The following is a 19,458-nucleotide window of genomic DNA, read 5'->3' as shown; positions in this document are numbered from 1 at the left end:
ATGGCAATATGGCAATCACGGACACCCCACGGCTGCGCACGCCGCTCAAGACCTCGATTGCGACCGTGTCCATCAGCGGCGAATTTCCGGAAAAGCTGGCGGCCATTGCCAAGGCAGGATTTTCCGGAGTCGAGATATTCGAGAACGATTTTCTGACCTATGATGCTTCGCCGCGCGAAGTGGCCCGCATGGCGGCCGATCATGGCCTGGCGATTACCCTGTTTCAGCCGTTCCGCGATTTCGAAGGCATGCCGGAGCCGCATCGCAGCCGAGCTTTCGAGCGTGCAGAGCGCAAGTTCGAGGTGATGGGCGAGCTTGGCACCGACCTGATGCTGATCTGCTCCAACGTTTCGCCGGTGTCTCTCGGCGGTATCGACCGCGCCGCAGCCGATTTTCATGCGCTTGGCGACCTTGCCCGTCGTCATGGCGTGCGCGTCGGTTACGAAGCGCTTGCCTGGGGACGCCACATCAACGACCATCGCGATGCCTGGGAAATCGTTCGCCGGGCAGACCACAGCCATATCGGCATCATCCTCGACAGTTTCCACACCCTGTCGCGCAAGATCGACCCGAATTCGATCCGGGCCATTCCGGGTGACAAGATCTTCATCGTGCAACTGGCCGATGCGCCGCTGTTTGACATGGACCTGCTCTACTGGAGCCGCCATTTCCGCAACATGCCGGGCGAAGGGGACCTGCCGGTTATCGACTTCATGCGCGCCGTCGCGGCGACCGGCTATACAGGGCCGCTCTCGCTCGAAATCTTCAACGACCAGTTCCGCGGCGGCTCGGCCAAGGCCATTGCCGAAGATGGACACCGCTCGCTGGTCAACCTGATGGACCGGGTGGCGCGGCTGGAGCCGGACATCCGCATCGAGGCTCCCGCCATGCCGGATCGCGTCGTGGCCCGCGGCATCGAGTTTGTCGAGTTCACCACCTCTACGGAGGAGAAGCCGGTCCTGGAGGCGCTGCTTGGCACACTGGGCTTTGCGAGAACCGGACGTCACCGCAACCGCGATGTCGACCTCTTCACGCAAGGCGATATCCGCATCGCGCTCAACACGGATACGGATGGTGATACCTTTGCCGGTGCCTCCTATTCCGTGCATGGGACCAATGCCTATGCCTTCGGCCTCAAGGTGGACGATGCGCAGAATGCACTGGCGCGTGCCACAGCGCTGGATGCCGCCGCCTTTTCCGAACCGCGCAAACCCGGCGAAACTGCCGTGCCTGCCATTCGCGGCGTCGGCCACGGCGTCGTCTATCTGCTTGATGACAGCGAGGATCTCGCCGGCATCTGGCAGAGAGAGTTCCTGCCGGTGGATCCGACGGTGGCGGGTCAATCGGCCCTGCTGCAGCATGTCGACCATATTGCCCAGACCACCCAATACGAGGAAATGCTGACCTGGATGCTGTTCTATAGCTCGATCTTCGCCATTCGCCGTGCGCCGATGGTGGATGTGGTCGATCCGGGCGGTCTGGTCCGCAGCCAGGCGCTGGAAAGCGAAGGCGAGGGCAGGTTCCGCGTGACCATGAACGGCGCCGACAACCGCAAGACCTTTGCCGGCAAGTTCCTTGCGGAAGGCTTTGGCACCAGCATTCAGCACATCGCCTTTGCCACCGACGACATTTTTGCCACCGCCGTCCGGCTCGCGGCAAACGGCTTCCAGGCGCTGCCGATCTCCCGCAACTATTACGATGATCTGGAAGCGCGCTTTGGGCTTGAGCCGGATTTTTCCGATGCCCTGCGGGCCGCCAGCATTCTCTATGACCGGGACGAGCGCGGAGAATATTTCCAGATCTACAGCCGGACCTTCGGCGAAGGTTTCTTTTTCGAGATCGTCGAGCGACGCGGCGACTATGCGGGTTATGGTGCGATGAACGCGCCGTTCCGCATCGCGGCCCAGCGACGTCTCTCCCGACCGGCCGGCATGCCACGACGATAGGCCTCGCTCTGGCCGCCGCCTCTAAGGTCACGCCGCCGCAAAGGCTCCATGATCGAGAAGAAATTCGGCGCCTTCGAAGATATCCTTGCGGATCAGTTCCGCGGCGGTCGCGCCGTCGCGTTTTTCGAGGGCCTCTACGATTTCCTCGTGGTAATCGAGATCGAGGATGCCGGCCAGATGCCCGCCAAAGCCCGCGCCGAACTGGCGCAGGAAGGGGCCGATCTGCAGCCAGAGCGTCTCGATCAGAAACTGCAGCGAGTCCGAACCGCTTGCCCGGTAGATGCTGAACTTGAAGGCGTGGTTGCGCAGCAGGTATTCGTCGAGATCCTCGTTCTTCGCAGCCGCCGTCAGCGCGACGGATTCGCGCTGGATTGCGCGAAGCTCAACCTTGCCGACCAGCGCCGCCGCGGCCTGCGTGGCCGCAGGCTCGCAGATCAGTCGGCTTTTTGTCAGGTCCTCGAAGCGCTGTCGCGTCATACCGGGCAGCACCATCGAGCCGTTCGGCAGTTGCTCGAGCGCTTTAAGCGCCTGCAGCTTGGAAAGGGCCGCGCGCACCGGCATGTCGCTGGTGCCGAGTTCCTGTGCAAGCTTCCGCGACGTGAGCTTCTGGCCGGGCCGGATCTGCCCCGCCATCAGGGCATGGTTGAGCCGTTGGTAGACCAGTTCGTGCAGCGGCACCGTTTCAATGGTGCCAAGACCGATCCGCGCGGGAGTCTTCACATTGTATTCCCAGGTTCATGAGGTGCTGCGCCAGCGATAGCATTGCCTCCGACTGCGTCACAAGAGCAGGGACTTGCCAACCTTTCCGCTTGCGGTGTTCTGCGGCCAGGGATGAAGGGATAAATTGCACTCAACGAGGCGCAGCCGGCGTCCGGTCCGCCAATCTCCGCGATGAACGCGGTGCGCAAGCATCTCTCCACCATCAAGGGTGGATGTCTCGCCGCGACGACGAAGGCCCGTGTCGTCAGCCTGATCGTCTGCGACATTCCCGGTGACACCCCTGCCTTTATGGCGTCCGGCCCGACCGGCACCAATGTCAACGATTTCCGCGCCATCGTCATCGGCGACGAGGGGAGCCTCCGCTGTACCGCGCCGGCCGGCATCGCCGCGAAGTCTGGGCCTGTTTGCACATACTTGCAAATTCGAATGTCTGATCTGCATCCCAGGGGCGAGCATCCGCGAGGATGGTCCTGTCTTGCACCGTTCATCCTATAAAATCTGGCAACAGAAATTTGCACATAGGTGCAAACTGTCATCCGCCTGTCATTCGAGCGCCCTAAGCAGGGAGCCGCAACGAGGAAGCCCGGGCCTTTGGCAGGCCGGAAGACAGACGGGGATGCGGCCATGGCGATGACGCTTGATCTGCCGACCGAGACGGGTCATAGGCCCACCCTCTCTCGCCGCCTGCAGCGCATGATGGCCGTGATGCGGCATGAGCCAGCGCTTGCCATCGGCGCCATCCTGACCCTCGTCTTTGCCTATCTGATCGTTGCACCGGTTGTGTCGATCCTACTGCAGGCAATTCTCGTGCAGGCCGGAGATTCGACGCGACTGCGGCAGGAGGAGGGGGCGCTCACACTCTATTATCTGGCCCGTGCCTTTGCCTCGCGCATGTCGGGCATCCTGCTCTGGGGGCCGCTCGTCAACACGCTTTCGATTGCCGCGGCCACGGTCACCGTGTCTGTCAGCCTCGGCGTGGTGCTGGCCTGGCTTGTGAACCGCACGGATCTTTTCGGCAGGAGCTGGTTCGCCACCGCACTCATCGTGCCGTTCATGCTGCCAACCTGGACCTTTGCGCTCGCTTGGACGACGATCTTCAAGAACGGTGTGGTGGGTGGCCAGCCGGGCTGGTTGCAGGCCATGGGCTTTGCCACGCCGAACTGGCTCGCCTATGGCACACTGCCGATCGTGGTGATCCTGGTCCTGCATTACACGCCGCTCGTGCTGCTGATCGTCGGCAATGCGCTGCACCGGCTCGACGTGCAGATGGAGGAATGCGCCCGCATTCTCGGCGCAAGCCCGCGTGTCATCGCCTTTTCCATCGTGCTGCCGCTGGTGCGGCCGGCCCTTCTGTCGGCGGCCCTGCTGATCTTTGCCGATTGCATCGGCGAATTCGCCGTCCCCTATATTCTCGGCCTGCCGGTCAATTACGATACCCTGTCCACCGGGCTCTACCGCGCGCTCTCCTCGCGCCAGACAGGCGTCGCCGCCGTGCTCGCCGGCGCGATCATGATCATGGGTGTCGTCACGCTGATGATCGATATGAGGATGATGCGCGAGGCCCGGCGTTTCGTCACCGTCGGCGGCAAGGGCGGCATGCAGCGTCGCCAGTCGCTCGGGCGGCTGCGGCATATCGCGGCGCTGCTGCCGGCAGGCGTCGTGCTGATCGGCGTGGCGCTGCCGCTGCTGACGCTGTTTCTTTCCACCGTGATGATCCTGCCCGGCCGCTTCACGCCGGAAAACTTCACCCTCGATTACTGGATCGGCAGCAATCTGCATACGGTGGCGCTGCGCAGCGGCATCCTGCTGACGCCGGATTTCTGGGCGGCGGCCTGGAACACCGTGCGCATCGTCGGTATCGCCGCCGTCCTTTCCGGCACGCTTGGCCTGCTGGTCGGCTATGCGGTGCTGAGAAGCCCCGTGCGGCTGATCGGCCAGGTGCTGCGGCAGATCACCTTCCTGCCCTATCTGGTGCCGGGCATTGCGTTTGCCGCCGCCTTCCTGTCGCTGTTTGCCGTCAGCCGCGGCCCGATTCCGGCGCTCTACGGCACGCCCGTCATCCTGATCCTCGCGCTGGTCGCCGAACAGATGCCCTTTGCCAGCCGCTCCGGCATTGCCGCGATGACCCAGCTCGGACGCGAGCCGGAAGAGGCGGCGCGCGTGGCCGGCGCCGGCTTCTTCACCCGCATGCGCCGCATCATCATCCCCATCCAGGCAGGCCCGCTCGCAACCGCGATCCTGCTGCCCTTCATCTCCGGCATCAAGGGCGTCAGCCTCTTCGTCATCCTCGCCGTACCGGCGACCGACGTGCTGACCACCTATTCGCTGCGCCTCCTGGATTACAATTACGATCAGGCCGCCAATGCGGTGGTGCTGATGATCGCCCTGATTGCCTGGCTTGGAACCGTGCTGATCCAGCGGATCTGCGGCACGGGGCTGGCGCGCGGACTGGAGAGCTGACATGCCCGACATCATCCTTCAAGGCCTGACCAAGACCTATGCCAAGGGTGCCGCCCCCGCCGTCGACCGGGTAAGCCTCACCGTGCCGCATGGCGAATTCCTCTGCCTGCTCGGCCCTTCCGGCTGTGGCAAGACCACGATCCTGCGGATGATCGCCGGAATCGAGCATGCGAGTGGCGGCACCATCCTGATGGATGGCGAGGCGGTGGACAGCGTGGAGCAGTCCCGCTTCGTGCCGCCGGAACGCCGCCGCGTCGGCCTCGTCTTCCAGAACTATGCGCTATGGCCGCACATGACGGTGGCGCGCAACGTGGATTTCGGCCTGCGCCTGCAGAACGTCTCGCCCGCCGAACGCGAAGCGCGCTGCCGCGACGTGATGACCAAGCTGAAAATCGCCGACTATGCGGAGCGTTATCCGGCCCAGTTGTCCGGCGGCCAGCAGCAGCGCGTGGCGCTTGCCCGCATGCTGGCGCTGAACCCGAATGTGCTGCTGCTCGACGAGCCGCTCTCCAATCTCGACGCGGCCCTGCGTCTGGAGATGCGGGCGGAACTGCGGCGCATTCACGAGACCTTTGGCACAACGATCATCTTCGTCAGCCACGACCAGTGGGAGGCAATGACGCTCGCCACCACGATTGCCGTAATGGATCGCGGCCAGCTGCAGCAGGTCGGCACGCCCGACGAGATCTATGCACGCCCCGCCAACCGCTTCGTCGCGGAATTCATCGGCAATCCGCGCATCAACATGGTGAACCTCGCAGACACGCCGGCAGGGGCAGGGCAGGGGCTTGCGGCCTATCTCATCCGCCGTCTGCCAGCGGGCACGGGTGCTGTCGCCTGCGGCATCCGTCCGGAGGAAATCCGGCTGGTGCCGGACGTCTCTCCCGATGCCCTGCCGGTCACGGTCGCCGGCATCATGCCGACCGGCGGCAGCTGGGTGATCGAGCTGGCGCATGGCGAAGACCGGCTGTTTTTCTCCACCCAGAGCCGGCCGCGGCTGAAGCCTGCCGAAACAGTCGGCTGCCTGCTGCCCGACGAGGCGCTGCATCTGTTTAACGCCGAGGGGCGGCGTCTCACCATTCCCGGCTTCGGCCTTTCCGAAGCCGCCTGACACGGGCAGCCGCGGGGTGCTGCGGTCGCCACCACTCTGCCGGATATCTCTCCGGTGCATTTTCACCCTCAACGGAAGACGACCATGACCTTTTCCATGAAGACCAGCCTTCTGGCATGCGCGGCCTGCCTTTCCGCCGTTTCCGGCGCCTTTGCCGCCGAACCCTTCGACCTCGACGCGCTGATCGCGGCCGCCCGCAAGGAGGCGCCCATCCACGTCTACGATTCCACTGGCAAGATCGTCGAGCAGGCCAAGGCCTTCTCCGCCAAGTATGGCGTGCAGGCGATCGGCACCAAGGCCAAGGCCCCGGACATTCTCGAAATCGTCAGCCGCGAAGCCCAGGCCAGGAACGTGCAGGCCGATGTCGCGATCATCTCCGACGCGCCGGCCGCGCAGGAACAGCTGATCGCCAAGGGCTATGCCATGAGCTGGGTCCCGGGCGATCTCGCCGCCGATATTCCCGCCACCTACCAGAACCCGCTGACCGTGCTGCTGGCCCCGAATGTGTGGACCTACAACACCGCGCTCAACGCCTCTTGCCCGGTTACCAATATCTGGCAGCTGACCGAGCCGAAGTGGAAGGGCAAGGTTTCGATGCAGGATCCGGTCGGCAAGCCCTCCTATACCGACTGGTTCAACCAGATGGCCAAGCATCACGACAAGGAACTGGCCAAGGCCTATGAGGCCGAGTTCGGCAAGCCGCTGCCGGCCGGCGAGGAAAGCGCAACGGCCGCCTTCGTCAAGGCGCTGGCCGCCAACGGCCCGCTGCTGACCGATTCCGATGGCGCTGCCGCCGATGCGGTCGGCGCACCCGATGTGAAGAACGCCTTTGTCGGCCTCGTCAGCACCGCGAAATACCGCGAGAACAAGAACGGCATGAAGCTTGGCATCTGCGCCGGCCTGCAGCCCTTTGCCGGCTGGAACTATCCTTCGTTCGGCCTGATCGCCACCGGCTCCAAGAGCCCGAATGCGGCAAAGCTGTTCATCCGCTACATGATGACGGCCGAAGGCATCGCCCCCCAGGCCGACGACGGCAAGATGTCGACGAATGCCAAGGCGACCCTGCCGGCCGACGAACCTTCCGGCATTGCCAAGATCAGCAGCCAGATCATGGGCTATGACGCGTCGACCGCCAGTGACGACTGGCAGCACCGCCAGGACTGGCAGGATCTGTGGAGCCTCAACTACAAGAAGTAATCCAATTGCGAGCAGGGCTGGCCGGACCGTTCCGGACGGCCCTTCACAAAATCCGGAAAGACAGTCCCTTGACCGATACGAAGACCGACATCCCGGTGCACGCGCACAGCACCGAGCACGAGATCGACCGGCGCGAAACCGTGCTGCGTGACATCATCCGCAGGGCCGGTGCGCTCGCGCTCTCCTGTTATCGCGCCCGAAAGCCCGGCGATTTCAGCCTCAAGGGCCGGCAGGATTTTCTCACCGAGGCCGATGGACTGGTGGAGGCGCATATCCGCGCCGAACTGGCCATGGCTTTGCCGGAGGATGGGTTGCTCGGCGAAGAAACCGGCGGCACTGTGGATGCACCGAACCTCTGGGTCGCCGACCCGATCGATGGCACCGCCAATTTCGCCCGCGGCATCGATCATTTCTGTGTTTCGATGGCCTTTGTCCGCCAGGGTGTCACGGAACTTGGGGCCACCTTCAACCCGGTGACGGATGAGCTTTACCTGGCAAGGCACGGCCATGGCGCCACCAAGAATGGCAGGCCGCTCTCCATCGCCGCGACGCCGGAGCTTGCGCAGGCCACCATCGAGCTTGGCTGGTCGCCGCGCATCGGCAATGCCGCCTATCTGAACACCTTTGGTGCCATTCTGGAGACGGGCGCCAACATCCGCCGCGGCGCCTCCGGTGCCCTGGCGCTCGCCTGGGTCGCCGAAGGGCGTACGGATGCCTATATCGAAGCCCATATGAATGCCTGGGATTGTCTGGCAGGCCTGCTGATGGTCCGCGAGGCCGGCGGCCGCATCGGCCTCTTCCCGGCCTCCCATGGGGAGATTGCCGAGGGCGGGCCCATCATCGCCAGCGCCCCCGCCGTGGCGGAAGCCCTGTCCGCCGCCGTCGCAATCCCGCTTGCCCCGCCCGCCGCCTGATCCTTCAAGAGGCCGAGAACGCCATGTCCGCACCTGCCACGAAACACTATCCTCGCCCGCCGCTCAGCCTGATTGCCGAAAAACTGCCCGGCTGGGGCGTCAACCTCTATGTCGGCGGCTCCGATGGCGCAGCCGATGCGGCCCTGCTTGCCGAACACGGCATCAAGGTGGTGCTGAACTGCGCCGTCAATCTCGATATCGATCTGGTCGATGTGGCGAAGACTGGCGTCTCCGCCCACCTGTTGCGGCATGGCGCCGGCCATGTGCGCTATTACAAACTTGGGCTGGTCGATGGACCCGGCAATCCCGAAGTGATGATGCTGGCCGGCTATCATCTGCTGCGCGCGCTGCTCGATCAGGACCTGCCGGACAAGCCCTCTTATCCCCTGCGGGAAAAGGGGCATGTGCTGGTCAATTGCCGTGGCGGGCGCAGCCGCTCGGTGTCGCTGGTGGCGCTCTTCCTGCATCTGGAATTCCCGGATCGCTATCCGGCGCTTTCCGATGCCATCGCCCATGTGCGGCAGGCCCGGTCGCTGCATCCGGACGAATGGCACGAGACGCCGAAGCCGGAACTCGTACACCTTGCCGAACGCGCCGCCGCCATGGCAAAGCTTCTGAAACAGGCAGGCTACGGCCTCTGACAACGGAATGCGGATGACGGGGAAGACGCCGAAGACGATTGCCAGCGCCGCCGAGGTGGCCCGCCTTGCCGGCGTTTCCCGTTCAGCCGTCTCCCGCACCTTCACGCCGGGTGCCAGCGTGTCGGACGAGACGCGGGAGCGTGTCCTCGCGGCCGCCGAACAGCTGAACTATCACGTCAACCATCTGGCACGCGGACTTTCCACCGAACGCAGCCGGCCGGTCTGCATTCTCGGCGCTGATCTCAACGCACCCTATCAGGCGCGGCTGCTCGATGCTCTGACACAGCGCCTGCAACAGGCCGGGCGCGCCGTGATGCTGATCAACACCGCCGGCGGCGAGGCGACGGCGAGCGCCGCCCTGCGCCAGACGCTGAACTACCGCGCCTCCGCCACAATCGTCCTGTCCGGCACGCCGCCGGCCTCGCTGGTGGAAACCTGCGTGAAGAGCGGCCAGCATGTCATCCTGGTCAACCGCGCCGGCCAGTTTGCCGGCGCCGATCATATTTCGGTGGACCATCCCGCCGCCATGGCCGATGCGCATCACATGCTGGCGCGTGCCGGTTGCCGACGGCTGGCGGTCGTCTCCTCCACCATCGGTTCGCCAAGCTTGACTGCCCGCGAACGCCTGTTCTGTGATGCTGCGGAAACCGCAGGGCACGACTGCCGCGTGCTGCGCGCCGGCCCGACCAGTTATGCCACCGGTCGCGAAGCCGCGCGCCGATTACTTGCCGCCCGCGACCGCCCCGACGGCGTGTTCTGCGTCACCGACCTGATTGCCTGCGGCTTCCTGGATGGCGCACGCCAGGAATTCGGGCTTTCCATTCCGCGCGATCTCTGCATTGTCGGCTTCGACGATATCGAGATGGCCGGCTGGTCGAGCTATCAACTGACCACTTTCGCCCAGCCGCTTCACGAGATGGCGGATGCGATCATCACCCTTCTGGAGCAAGCCGCAGAAACCGAACCTGCGGAAGCGCATCACCTCTTTCCGGCACCACCGGTGTGGCGATCAACCGTACGCCCGGGGTGATACGGGGGGCTGCCACCTCCTCTGTTCTCCGAACGAACGAGGCAAAACTTTGCGTCACGCGCTCTTTCAATGGCTGAGAATTTCCGCAGCCGGCGACAGCATGGCGGTACATTCCTCTAAATCTATGGGCTATTCGGATAGGCTTCTGTCCCAGTGACAAGCGATGGCCAGCCATCCGATCAGGGAAAAATGCAGATCATGACACTGTCTCGCCGCACATTTTCGGGTCTCCTCGCCGGTGCGATGGCCGCACCGTTTGCCGGAGCGACGGCCTCGCGCGCCGCCGACAAGGTTTTGCGCATCGGCTATCAGAAATACGGCACGCTCGTGCTCTTGAAGGGCAAGGGGCTTCTCGAAAAGAAGCTTGAAAAGATCGGTTATCAGGTCAAATGGACCGAGTTTCCGGCTGGTCCGCAGTTGCTCGAAGCCCTGAACGTGGGCGCCGTCGATTTCGGGTCGACTGGCGAGACGCCGCCGATCTTCGCCCAGGCAGCCGGCGCGCCGCTCGTCTATGTGGCGCACGAGCCGCCAGCACCGCGCGGCGAAGCGATCCTGGTGCCGAAGGGGAGTCCCATCACCTCGGTGGCGCAGTTGAAGGGCAAGACGGTGGCGCTGAACAAGGGCTCCAACGTCCATTATCTGCTCGTCAAGGCGCTTGAGGAAGCCGGCCTTGCCTATACCGATATCAAGACCTCCTTTCTGCCCCCCGCCGACGCCCGTGCCGCCTTCGAACGCGGTGCCGTCGATGCCTGGGTGATCTGGGACCCGTTCCAGGCGGCGGCTGAGATTGCCATCGAGGCGCGCGAACTGCGCAATGGCGAGGGGCTTGTGCCGAACCATCAGTTCTATCTCGGTGCGCGCCCCTTCGTGGAGGGCAATGCCCAGGCACTCGATCTGACCCTCCAGGCCATTGCGGAGATCGATGACTGGACGAAGGCGAACACCGCCGCTGCGGCCGCCGAACTTGCACCCTCCGTCGGCATTCCGGAACCGACGCTGGTGCGCGCGCTGGAGCGGCAGTCCTATGGCGTCAAGGCGCTCGACAAGACGGTCATTGCCCAGCAGCAGGCCATTGCCGACACCTTCTTTGCTCTGGGGCTGATCCCGACCAAGCTCGTCATCGCCGATGTCGTGCGCAAGGGTGCGGCCTGATGGCCTGGAGCGCCGTCGTTTCCGAAGCGCGCGAGGAGGCGGTTCGTCCCTCGCGCATCCGGCCCCTGCTTGCTTCCTTCGCCCCCTGGATCGTGCCGCTCGTACTGCTTCTCCTCTGGGAGGCGGCAGCCCGTTTCGGCCTCGTCACCGCGCGCCTGATGCCGGCACCGTCGACGGTGGCGCTCGCCGGTTGGAAAGCGCTGCTGGATGGTACGCTCGTCCACCACACGTTGATCTCCACGCAGCGCGCGCTGGTGGGGCTTCTGATCGGCGGCGGTCTCGGCTTCCTGCTCGGTCTTCTGAACGGGCTTTGGAAACCGGCCGAAACCTTGCTCGACAGCACGCTGCAGATGCTGCGCAACATTCCGCATCTGGCGCTGATCCCGCTCGTCATCCTGTGGTTCGGCATCGATGAGACCGCAAAGATCTTCCTCGTGGCGATCGGCGTTTTCTTTCCGCTCTACATCAACACCTTCCATGGCGTACGCACCGTCGATCCGCAGGTCATCGAGATGGCCCGTGTCTATGGTCTCGATCGCGCCGCCCTGATCCGCCGGATCATCCTGCCTGGGGCCTTGCCCTCCATTCTCGTCGGCCTGCGCTATTCGCTCGGCCTGATGTGGTTGACGCTGATCGTCGCGGAAACCATCTCCGCCAATGCCGGTATCGGCTACATGACGATGAATGCGCGCGAATTCTTCATGACCGATGTCGTTCTGCTCGGCATCATTCTTTACGCGCTGCTCGGCAAGCTCGCCGATCTCGCGACCCGGCTGCTGGAACGTCGCCTTCTGCGCTGGCACCCTGCCTACCAGGCAAACCACGGAGACCGCAACTGATGGCACAGGTCGCACCTTCCTCGCTTGCGGCAGATCCGGCCTCTGCCGGCCTGTCGCTCTCGCTTGCCGGTGTGAAGAAATCGTTCGGCGCGGTTCCGGTATTGCAGGGCTTTCATCTGGAGGTTCCCGCTTCGCAATTCGTCGCCGTGGTCGGTCGGTCCGGCGGTGGCAAGTCCACGCTGATGCGCCTGATCGCCGGGCTGGAGCAGCCAAGCGGCGGGCGGCTGACGATCGGCGGGCAGCCGGTCAACGGTCTCCATCCGGATCTGCGCCTGCTGTTTCAGGAGGCGCGGCTGGTACCCTGGCAGACGGTTCTGGACAATGTCGGCATCGCCCGCGGCCCGGACTGGCGCGCGCGTGCCGAGGCAACGCTTGCCGACGTCGGCCTTGCAGGCCGCGGTCAGGAGTGGCCGAGCGTGCTCTCAGGCGGCCAGAAGCAGCGTGTCGCGCTGGCCCGCGCGCTCGTCGGGCGTCCAGGCGTTCTGCTGCTCGACGAACCCTTCGGCGCGCTCGACGCTCTGACCCGCCTTGAAATGCACCGGCTGCTGGAAGGGCTCTGGCGGGAGCGACGCTTCACCACCATTCTCATCACCCATGACGTCGCCGAAGCCGTAGCACTTGCCGACCGCGTCATCGTGCTGAAGAACGGTGAAACGGCCCTCGATATCACGATCGACATTGAGCGGCCGCGACGAGAGCTTGCCGATCCCCGCGCAGTTGATCTGCAGCGTCAGATTCTCGAGGCGGTCTGAACCGCCGGCTCTGCACCAAAGCTCGCCGCCCCGCACGCGGGGCGGCCTTGATCACCCGTTTGTCGGGAAGACCGCCCAGTGGCGCGGTCGGAAGTTAAGGCCGGACTTCATGGCTGCCGGATGATCGACGGGTACGTCAACCTCGATGCGATGACGACTCCCGCCGAGTTCAACCTCCAGCCGGCGCGCGCCCGCCAGACGTCGGCTGCCGACAACCACGCCTTCAAAGCACCCGCCGCAGCCTTCCAGAAAATCCACATCATGCGGACGGAAGAACAGCGTGGCCGGGCCGTTGCCTTCGGCCTTCAGACCGACGGTGCGATCATCGATCCAAACCTCGCCATTTTCGATCCGCACCGGCACCTCCGACGCTTCGCCGATGAAGCGGTGCACGAAGGGCGAACCGGGACGGTCATAGACATCGTCTGCCGAGCCGACCTGCTCGATACGGCCCTGGCTCATCACCACAACGCGATCAGCGAGTTCCAGTGCCTCTTCCTGGTCATGGGTCACGAAGACCGTGGTATGGCCCGTACGGTCGTGGAATTCACGCAGCCACTTGCGCAGTTCCTTGCGCACCTTGGCATCGAGCGCGCCAAAGGGCTCGTCCAGCAACAGCACACGCGGTTCGATCGCCATGGCGCGCGCCAAAGCGACACGCTGCCGCTGACCACCCGAGAGCTGGTTGGGATACCGCTTTTCCAGACCTGAGAGATGCACCATGTCGAGGAGATCGCTGACGCGCTTGCGGATTTCCGATTTGGCAGGGCGAGTGGCGGCCGGGCGCACCTTCAGGCCGAAGGCAATATTCTCGGCGACCGTCATATGGCGGAACAGCGCATAATGTTGGAACACGAAACCGATATTGCGCTCCTGCACGCTTTTCAGGGACGCATCCTCATCGCCGAAAAAGATCTGCCCCTCCGTCGGCTGCTCGAGGCCAGCAATCAGTCGCAGCAGTGTGGTCTTGCCCGAGCCGGATGGTCCAAGCAATGCAATCAGTTCACCGGAGGCAATATCCAGCGACAGGCCGTTGAGTGCCGGAAAGCGGGCGAATTCCTTGCGGATGTTCTTGATTCTAACGTCCATAGTCCTGAAAGGTCCTCAGTGTTTCCGACCGGCGGCGATCTCGTCGCCATAGCGCAGTTCCAGAAGTGTCTTCAGCGCCAGGGTAACCAGCGCAAGCAGCGCAAGCAGTGTGGCAATGGCAAAGGCCGCGGCAAAATTATACTCATTGTAGAGAATTTCGATGTGCAGCGGCATCGTCTCGGTCAGGCCGCGCACATGGCCGGACACCACCGACACGGCGCCGAATTCGCCCATGGCACGCGCATTGCAGAGCAGCACGCCGTATAGCAGGCCCCATTTCACGTTCGGCAGCGTCACATACCAGAACGTCTGCCATCCGGTCGCGCCGAGCGAAAGGGCTGCCTCCTCGTCACCGGTACCCTGTTCCTGCATCAACGGGATAAGTTCGCGCGCGATGAAGGGAAAGGTGACGAAGACCGTGGCAAGCACGATGCCCGGCAAGGCGAAGATGATCTGGATGCCCTGCGATTTCAGGATCGGCCCCAAATAGCTCTGGGCACCAAACAGCAGGACATAGACCAGACCGGAAATCACCGGTGAGATCGAGAAGGGCAGGTCGATCAGCGTGACGAGAAAGGTCTTGCCCCGGAAATCGAATTTGGCAATCGCCCAGGCGGCAGCGACCCCGAAAACCAGGTTGAGAGGCACGGCAATGGCGGCGACCGTCAGCGTCAGGCGGATGGCAGCAATCGCATCCGGTTCCTGAAAGGCCTCGAAAAAGGCGTCCGCCCCCTTGCGAAAGGCCTCGTAGAACACGGTAATCAGCGGCAGGATCACGACAATCGCCAGAAAGGCGACCGCAACAAGCGTCAGAAGCACGCGCCAGGTCGGGCTTTCGCCGGCAGGATCGCGGTAACGGGAGACGGCCTCAGACATTGGAATACCTCCGGCGGCTCCACATCTGCAGCATGTTGATGATCAGCAGCATGCAGAAGGAGATGATCAGCATGATGCAGGCAATCGAGGTTGCACCTGCATAATTGAATTCTTCCAGCCGGATGACGATCAGCAGCGGGGCGATTTCCGACACGTAGGGCACGTTGCCGGCAATGAAGATGACAGAGCCGTACTCGCCAACCGCGCGGGCAAAGGCGAGCGCGAAACCGGTAAGGATGGCAGGCACCAGCATCGGCAGCACCACCTGTGCCAGCGTCTGGAAGCGATTGGCCCCCAGTGTCGCCGCAGCCTCCTCCACCTCGCGGTCGAGTTCGGCCATGACCGGCTGCACGGTGCGCACGACGAAGGGCAGGCCGACGAAGATCAATGCAATGACGATACCAAGCGGGGTGAAGGCAATCTTGATGCCGAGCGGGGCAAAGATCTGGCCGATCCAGCCTTTGGGTGCATAGAGAGCCGCCAGCGAAATGCCCGCGACGGCGGTTGGCAGGGCAAAGGGAAGATCGATGATGGCATCGACCAGACGGCGGCCGGGAAAATCGTAGCGCACGAGCACCCAGGCGACAACCACGCCGAACACCACGTTGACCGCTGCCGCAATGAGGGCTGCACCAAAACTCACGCGCAACGCCAGAAGCGTGCGCTGGTCGAAGGCCAGCGCCCAGAAGGCACTCCAGCCGATCCCGGTGGAACGCCAGACCAGCGCCGCAAGCGGCACGAGAATGATCAGCGTCAGATAGAGCAATGTATAGCCGAGCGTCAGGCCGAAGCCGGGAAGGATGCTCGGCTGGCGCCAGCGTGTCATCAGGTTACCTGTCGTCATGAAATCGCGTGAGGTCCATCATTGCCAGTCTTCAACGATGCGACAAGCCCCGACGTGATGCCGGGGCTCCTCGCATTTTTGCCTTGGGAGGCGGTGAAGACGCGTTACTTGCCGGGCTTGTAGAGCTGGTCGAAGATGCCGCCATCGTCGAAGTGCTTCGCCTGCACGACCTTCCAGCCGCCGAAGATCGGATCGTCGATGGAGACAACATCCACCTTGGGCAGGGTGAGCTTGTCGGCAGGAACGAGTTCGGGCTTGGCGGGGCGATAGAACCACTTGGCGGCGAGCGTCTGGCCTTCCGCGGAATAGAGATATTGCAGATAGGCTTCGGCAACCTTCCGCGTGCCCTTGGCATCGGCATTGCCGTCCACCAGGGAGACCGGCGGCTCCGCCAGGATCGAAAGCTTCGGAACCACGATGTCGAAATCGCCATCGCCGAATTCCTGCTTGGCAAGGTAGGCCTCGTTTTCCCAGGCCAGCAGCACGTCGCCCAGCTGGCGCTGCGCGAAGGTTACCGTCGAGCCGCGCGCACCGGTGTCGAGAACCGGCGCATGCTTGTAGATATCGGCGATATAGGCCTTAATCTTGGCATCGTCGTTATTGTACTGCTTGGCAGCCCACAGCCAAGCAGCCAGATAGTTCCAGCGGCCGCCGGCAGAGGTCTTCGGGTTCGGCGTGATGATCTGCACGCCGTCCTTCACCAGATCCGGCCAGTCCTTGATGCCCTTGGGGTTACCCTTGCGGACCAGGAAGACCACAGTAGAGGTGTAGGGAGCGGAAGCGTTCGGCAGGCGCTTGCGCCAGTCGGCCGGGATTTTCTTGGTCTTCGAAGCAATCGCGTCAATATCGCTTTCCAGGCCGAGCGTCACGACGTCAGCATCCAAGCCGTCGATGACCGAGCGCGCCTGCGCGCCGGAACCGCCGTGCGACTGCTGGATCGTGACCGTCTCGCCGGTCTTGGTCTTCCAGTCCTTGGCGAAGGCTGCGTTGAATTCCTTGTAGAATTCACGTGTGGGGTCGTAGGAGACGTTCAGCAGCTTGGTGTCCGCCAAAACCTGCGGCGCAACCAGGAGTGATGCAAAGAGGCCGGCTGCGGCAAGCCCCAGGAGTCGTTTGGATCTGGACATGATGGCTTCCTCCGTTTCGATGCGTTCAGTCTATTATCGCAGTAGACTAAGTCAACGAAGCCCGTTGCAATCAGAAAAGTGTTTCACTTTGGGCATTTACGGGAAGACGGACGATCTGGAAAAGCAGGCAGCGGCAGAACGGGCGCGCTGCCTTGCTGCGGGATCGTGGAACATTCGGGAGATGAAAAGGAGAGGGAGAAGGCTGTTTCAACCGCGAAAATCGCTCGCGTGATGGTCGAAGGCATGAAGAAAAGCCTCCGCCGTCCCGTCGGATTCGCGCACAGGCCTGAACGGGCTTGTCAGTGGGCAATGGCCGAAAGGCCGGATGTCACCACCGCATCCAGCAGATCGATCCGCGGGGGCTTTTGTGACGTGGAAGGGGAGGCGTTGCTGCCTTGGGTGTGCTCGGCAAGGCGGTGGGTGAACGCGTTGAACAATTCATAGCCGGCACGCCACCGACCGAAACCGCTGGCGACATTGATGTGACCGACACGGCCAAGGATTTTCACGTCGCTGCCCCAGATGGCGGCCTGAGCCAGCAGCTTCTCCCTCGTCATGTAGGGATCATTTTCACTGCCGATGACGAGGCTGTGAAACGGCAGAGGGATATCCGGCTTCCGATGCAGGCGCACGGTACACGGGTGCAGCGTCTCGACGGCCTCCATATCGCACGGCGCAACGAGAAAGGCGGAGCGGATCCGGCTCGCCACCGGGGAAGCCGCCAGATGTGCAACCAGCAGGCAGCCAAGGCTGTGCGCGACGAGATGAACCGCATCCTGCGTATCCGCCAGTCGCCGCTCCAGAACATCGGCCCAGCGAAGGAGATCGGGGCAGGCCCAGTTTTCCTGCTCGACAACCTCGCAGTCGGGACAATCAGCAGCCCAGATGCGCTGCCAGTGGCTATCACCGGAGCCATACAGCCCGGGAAGAATCAGCGTCGTTGCCATCGCGAAGCCCTCCGAAAGATGTTGGCGGCAAGGTAAATTGTGACGCAGCAGGCAGGAAGGAAGGAAAAATACGCTAAATTCTATATAAGAAGTAGTAAATGTGAGCCGCATCTCGCAGGCGGTATGGCGACGGGGAAACAATGTCCACCATCCGGGTGGCGGCACCCCGTGCAGCTGTTCGAATGGTTCATCGGTGATGCGAGTCTCCGGCGTCCTCGGCCTTCACCGAAGGGCGCATTGGAATGCGACAAAGTTAAGTTTTGCGGAAGACAGGGGTTTGCAGAGGGAAAGTTTCCACGCGATGGCGCGCTTATAGAATACTAATTTTATGGACTATATTGACGATCACGATGTGTCCGAACGACACTAAGGAGGATTGAACAACAGGTTTGGAGAAGGGTCATGCCGCACGCATTTCATGGATTTTCCTTCGACTTGTTCGCATTCCTGCGCCGCCCGCATCCGGTAACGGAGCCCCGTCCGGCAGCACCGCTTGTCGATCCATCGCATCGTGCCGACGAGACTGATGACGAGCGGACCCGTCGGATCAACGAGGACGTGGCCTTCTGGGGTCTCGTCGCCTTCCCGGTTCTCTGAAGGGAGAGCGATCATGGCCTATATCACCGACCGCTTCACGCATCGCACCGTGGACGTCATCTCCCGCCCACCGATCCAGTTCCAAGATCTGCTGGCGGGTGTGGCATGTGCAGCGTCCTTTGCCTTCATTCTCCTGATGGTTCTCGCTGTGTGACGGGAAGCGTCACAATTCGTGATCGTGAGTGGAGAGGTGGATGACGTTCAGTGGCAAGGGGAAGACCGTAGCCGTGATCGGCGGCGGTTTCAGTGGCGCAGCTGTGGCGCTGCACTTGCTGCGGCGTCACGGACAGGTGGGCCGCATCATCCTCTTCGAACCGAGCGCCCGGCTTGGCGCAGGCCTCGCTTATGGCGCGCGCGACCCGGCACACCGGATCAATGTACCGGCATCCCGGATGTCGATCGATCCGGCGGATCCCGGCAGCTTTCAGCGCTTTGCCGCCAGCGATGCCTCCGTGCTCGCTGACCCCGATGTCGTGGGTACGGACGGTGAACTCTATCCGAGCCGGGCGGTGTTCGGCGCCTATGTCGCCTCCGAATTGCAACCGCATATAGCAGGAGGCGCTATCGAGCACAGGCGCGCGCTTGTTGTATCCGTTCTCCGCGAGGCTGAGAGCTGGCGCATTACGGACGAGCATGGCGCAAATTGGACGGCCGATATTCTCGTTCTTGCCACAACCCATCCGATGCCGAAGCTGCCTGCCCCCTTGCGCGCGGTTGCCGACCATCCGCATCTCGTCGCTGATGCCTCGAAGGTCGAGGCCATCTCCGGCATTGAACCCGATGATCGCGTGCTGATTGTCGGTAACGGGCTCACATCGGCCGATGTCATAGCATCGCTGAGCCGTCTCGGTCATCGCGGTAGCATCGTTGCGATCTCCCGCAGGGGTCTGCGCTCCCGCGGCCACGCGCCGGTGTCACAGGATCCGCATGGCGATTTCTCGACACAACCGGCGAAAACGGCCTCGGAGCTTCTCCGCCATATCCGTGTGGCTCTACGTACAGCAGATGCCGCAAATCTCAGCTGGCATGCAGTGATCGATGCTGTGCGCGCGCAGGCTCTGACCATCTGGCAAGCTCTGCCCGTTCTCGAGCGTCGCCGCCTGGCCCGCCACGCACGTCCCTACTGGGATGTTCATCGCTTTCGCATCGCCCCCCAGGTCGAGCAGGTGGTGGAGACGGCTCTCGCCACGGATCAGCTTCGGATTCTCGCCGCTGC

At 63.2% G+C, this 19,458-nt stretch carries 18 protein-coding genes and 2 pseudogenes; 14 read left to right on the top strand and 6 right to left on the bottom strand.

Translation table 11 applies throughout. From position 1 onward, the window contains the following. The first annotated feature begins 8 nt into the window (after positions 1-8). Positions 9-1,946 carry a sugar phosphate isomerase/epimerase and 4-hydroxyphenylpyruvate domain-containing protein gene (locus F3H95_RS09265; protein ID WP_149745729.1) on the top strand — a complete coding sequence of 646 codons (1,938 nt, stop codon included), beginning with the start codon at positions 9-11 and terminating at the stop codon, positions 1,944-1,946. Positions 1,947-1,973: 27 nt separating this feature from the next. Here the strand turns inward: F3H95_RS09265 and F3H95_RS09260 are convergent, their stop codons facing one another. Continuing rightward, complete coding sequence (locus F3H95_RS09260) at positions 1,974-2,666, bottom strand: GntR family transcriptional regulator (protein WP_244617950.1); 693 nt, start codon at positions 2,664-2,666, stop codon at positions 1,974-1,976. 111 nt (positions 2,667-2,777) lie between these two features. Between F3H95_RS09260 and F3H95_RS27455 the strand changes: the two are divergent. From F3H95_RS27455 to F3H95_RS09215, 10 genes and pseudogenes are all read left to right on the top strand, one after another. Further along, positions 2,778-2,984 (top strand): annotated as a pseudogene (locus F3H95_RS27455) (DUF4147 domain-containing protein); the annotation flags it as partial. Positions 2,985-3,359: 375 nt separating this feature from the next. Next, a complete protein-coding gene (locus F3H95_RS09250; RefSeq protein ID WP_244617965.1) occupies positions 3,360-5,126 on the top strand; it encodes an iron ABC transporter permease in 1,767 nt (588 codons plus the stop codon). A 1-nt stretch (position 5,127) separates the two neighbouring features. Then, positions 5,128-6,237, top strand: a complete 1,110-nt coding sequence (locus F3H95_RS09245; RefSeq protein ID WP_149745728.1) for an ABC transporter ATP-binding protein — start codon at positions 5,128-5,130, stop codon at positions 6,235-6,237. Positions 6,238-6,333: 96 nt separating this feature from the next. Then, a complete protein-coding gene (locus F3H95_RS09240) occupies positions 6,334-7,434 on the top strand; it encodes an ABC transporter substrate-binding protein (RefSeq protein WP_149745935.1) in 1,101 nt (366 codons plus the stop codon). Positions 7,435-7,502: 68 nt separating this feature from the next. Beyond that, complete coding sequence (locus F3H95_RS27360) at positions 7,503-8,348, top strand: inositol monophosphatase (RefSeq protein WP_244617949.1); 846 nt, start codon at positions 7,503-7,505, stop codon at positions 8,346-8,348. 23 nt (positions 8,349-8,371) lie between these two features. Beyond that, the gene (locus F3H95_RS27355) at positions 8,372-8,989 is read left to right on the top strand and encodes a protein phosphatase (protein ID WP_210248543.1); all 618 of its coding nucleotides are present in this window, start codon (positions 8,372-8,374) and stop codon (positions 8,987-8,989) included. Positions 8,990-9,002: 13 nt separating this feature from the next. Next, positions 9,003-10,019: a substrate-binding domain-containing protein gene (locus F3H95_RS09230; protein WP_149745727.1), complete on the top strand. Its 1,017-nt coding sequence runs from the start codon at positions 9,003-9,005 to the stop codon at positions 10,017-10,019. A gap of 198 nt (positions 10,020-10,217) precedes the next feature. Further along, positions 10,218-11,171, top strand: coding sequence for a sulfonate ABC transporter substrate-binding protein (locus F3H95_RS09225; RefSeq protein WP_143124089.1), 954 nt, complete (start codon positions 10,218-10,220; stop codon positions 11,169-11,171). Next, entirely contained in the window at positions 11,171-12,010 is an 840-nt protein-coding gene (ssuC, locus tag F3H95_RS09220) for an aliphatic sulfonate ABC transporter permease SsuC (RefSeq protein ID WP_149745726.1), read from the top strand. Before F3H95_RS09225 ends, ssuC begins: the two co-directional genes overlap by 1 nt. Further along, positions 12,010-12,762 carry an ATP-binding cassette domain-containing protein gene (locus tag F3H95_RS09215; protein ID WP_149745725.1) on the top strand — a complete coding sequence of 251 codons (753 nt, stop codon included), beginning with the start codon at positions 12,010-12,012 and terminating at the stop codon, positions 12,760-12,762. The genes ssuC and F3H95_RS09215 overlap by 1 nt, the downstream gene beginning before the upstream one ends. A 51-nt stretch (positions 12,763-12,813) precedes the next feature. On the opposite strand, the gene F3H95_RS09210 is transcribed toward F3H95_RS09215, so the two are convergent. From F3H95_RS09210 to F3H95_RS09190, 5 genes are all read right to left on the bottom strand, one after another. Further along, on the bottom strand, positions 12,814-13,851 hold the full coding sequence (locus tag F3H95_RS09210) for a sulfate/molybdate ABC transporter ATP-binding protein (RefSeq protein ID WP_149745724.1): 1,038 nt from the start codon (positions 13,849-13,851) through the stop codon (positions 12,814-12,816). Positions 13,852-13,866: 15 nt separating this feature from the next. Then, positions 13,867-14,727 carry a sulfate ABC transporter permease subunit CysW gene (gene cysW / locus F3H95_RS09205; protein WP_149745723.1) on the bottom strand — a complete coding sequence of 287 codons (861 nt, stop codon included), beginning with the start codon at positions 14,725-14,727 and terminating at the stop codon, positions 13,867-13,869. Further along, a complete protein-coding gene (gene cysT / locus F3H95_RS09200) occupies positions 14,720-15,571 on the bottom strand; it encodes a sulfate ABC transporter permease subunit CysT (protein ID WP_244617948.1) in 852 nt (283 codons plus the stop codon). The genes cysW and cysT overlap by 8 nt, the downstream gene beginning before the upstream one ends. Positions 15,572-15,675: 104 nt before the next feature. Beyond that, positions 15,676-16,698 carry a sulfate ABC transporter substrate-binding protein gene (locus tag F3H95_RS09195; protein WP_143124084.1) on the bottom strand — a complete coding sequence of 341 codons (1,023 nt, stop codon included), beginning with the start codon at positions 16,696-16,698 and terminating at the stop codon, positions 15,676-15,678. Between the two features lie 299 nt (positions 16,699-16,997). After that, positions 16,998-17,786: an alpha/beta hydrolase gene (locus F3H95_RS09190; RefSeq protein WP_149745722.1), complete on the bottom strand. Its 789-nt coding sequence runs from the start codon at positions 17,784-17,786 to the stop codon at positions 16,998-17,000. Positions 17,787-18,047: 261 nt separating this feature from the next. Between F3H95_RS09190 and F3H95_RS09185 the strand changes: the two genes are divergently transcribed. The 3 genes and pseudogenes from F3H95_RS09185 to F3H95_RS27700 all read left to right on the top strand — a co-directional run. After that, positions 18,048-18,242: a hypothetical protein gene (locus F3H95_RS09185; protein WP_143124082.1), complete on the top strand. Its 195-nt coding sequence runs from the start codon at positions 18,048-18,050 to the stop codon at positions 18,240-18,242. A gap of 13 nt (positions 18,243-18,255) precedes the next feature. Next, entirely contained in the window at positions 18,256-18,396 is a 141-nt protein-coding gene (locus tag F3H95_RS27140) for a hypothetical protein (protein ID WP_185969741.1), read from the top strand. A 40-nt stretch (positions 18,397-18,436) separates the two neighbouring features. Next, positions 18,437-19,120, top strand: a pseudogene (locus F3H95_RS27700) (FAD/NAD(P)-binding protein); the annotation flags it as partial. Between the last annotated feature and the right edge of the window lie 338 nt (positions 19,121-19,458).

This window comes from Rhizobium sp. RU35A (genome assembly GCF_900156005.1).
Taxonomy (GTDB): Bacteria; Pseudomonadota; Alphaproteobacteria; order Rhizobiales; family Rhizobiaceae; genus Neorhizobium; species Neorhizobium straminoryzae.
Note: the sequence above shows the minus strand (reverse complement) of the source record. Positions and strands in the feature narration are given on the sequence as shown.

Bases quoted from the DNA above. Each gene is read 5' to 3' on its own strand.
- F3H95_RS09265 (WP_149745729.1), top strand. From the start codon at position 9: ATGGCAATCACGGACACCCCACGGCTGCGCACGCCGCTCAAGACCTCG.
- F3H95_RS09250 (WP_244617965.1), top strand. From the start codon at position 3,360: ATGATGGCCGTGATGCGGCATGAGCCAGCGCTTGCCATCGGCGCCATC.
- F3H95_RS09245 (WP_149745728.1), top strand. From the start codon at position 5,128: ATGCCCGACATCATCCTTCAAGGCCTGACCAAGACCTATGCCAAGGGT.
- F3H95_RS09240 (WP_149745935.1), top strand. From the start codon at position 6,334: ATGAAGACCAGCCTTCTGGCATGCGCGGCCTGCCTTTCCGCCGTTTCC.
- F3H95_RS27355 (WP_210248543.1), top strand. From the start codon at position 8,372: ATGTCCGCACCTGCCACGAAACACTATCCTCGCCCGCCGCTCAGCCTG.
- F3H95_RS09230 (WP_149745727.1), top strand. From the start codon at position 9,003: ATGACGGGGAAGACGCCGAAGACGATTGCCAGCGCCGCCGAGGTGGCC.
- F3H95_RS09225 (WP_143124089.1), top strand. From the start codon at position 10,218: ATGACACTGTCTCGCCGCACATTTTCGGGTCTCCTCGCCGGTGCGATG.
- ssuC (WP_149745726.1), top strand. From the start codon at position 11,171: ATGGCCTGGAGCGCCGTCGTTTCCGAAGCGCGCGAGGAGGCGGTTCGT.
- F3H95_RS09215 (WP_149745725.1), top strand. From the start codon at position 12,010: ATGGCACAGGTCGCACCTTCCTCGCTTGCGGCAGATCCGGCCTCTGCC.
- F3H95_RS09210 (WP_149745724.1), bottom strand. From the start codon at position 13,851: ATGGACGTTAGAATCAAGAACATCCGCAAGGAATTCGCCCGCTTTCCG.
- cysW (WP_149745723.1), bottom strand. From the start codon at position 14,727: ATGTCTGAGGCCGTCTCCCGTTACCGCGATCCTGCCGGCGAAAGCCCG.
- cysT (WP_244617948.1), bottom strand. From the start codon at position 15,571: ATGACGACAGGTAACCTGATGACACGCTGGCGCCAGCCGAGCATCCTT.
- F3H95_RS09195 (WP_143124084.1), bottom strand. From the start codon at position 16,698: ATGTCCAGATCCAAACGACTCCTGGGGCTTGCCGCAGCCGGCCTCTTT.
- F3H95_RS09185 (WP_143124082.1), top strand. From the start codon at position 18,048: ATGCCGCACGCATTTCATGGATTTTCCTTCGACTTGTTCGCATTCCTG.
- F3H95_RS27140 (WP_185969741.1), top strand. From the start codon at position 18,256: ATGGCCTATATCACCGACCGCTTCACGCATCGCACCGTGGACGTCATC.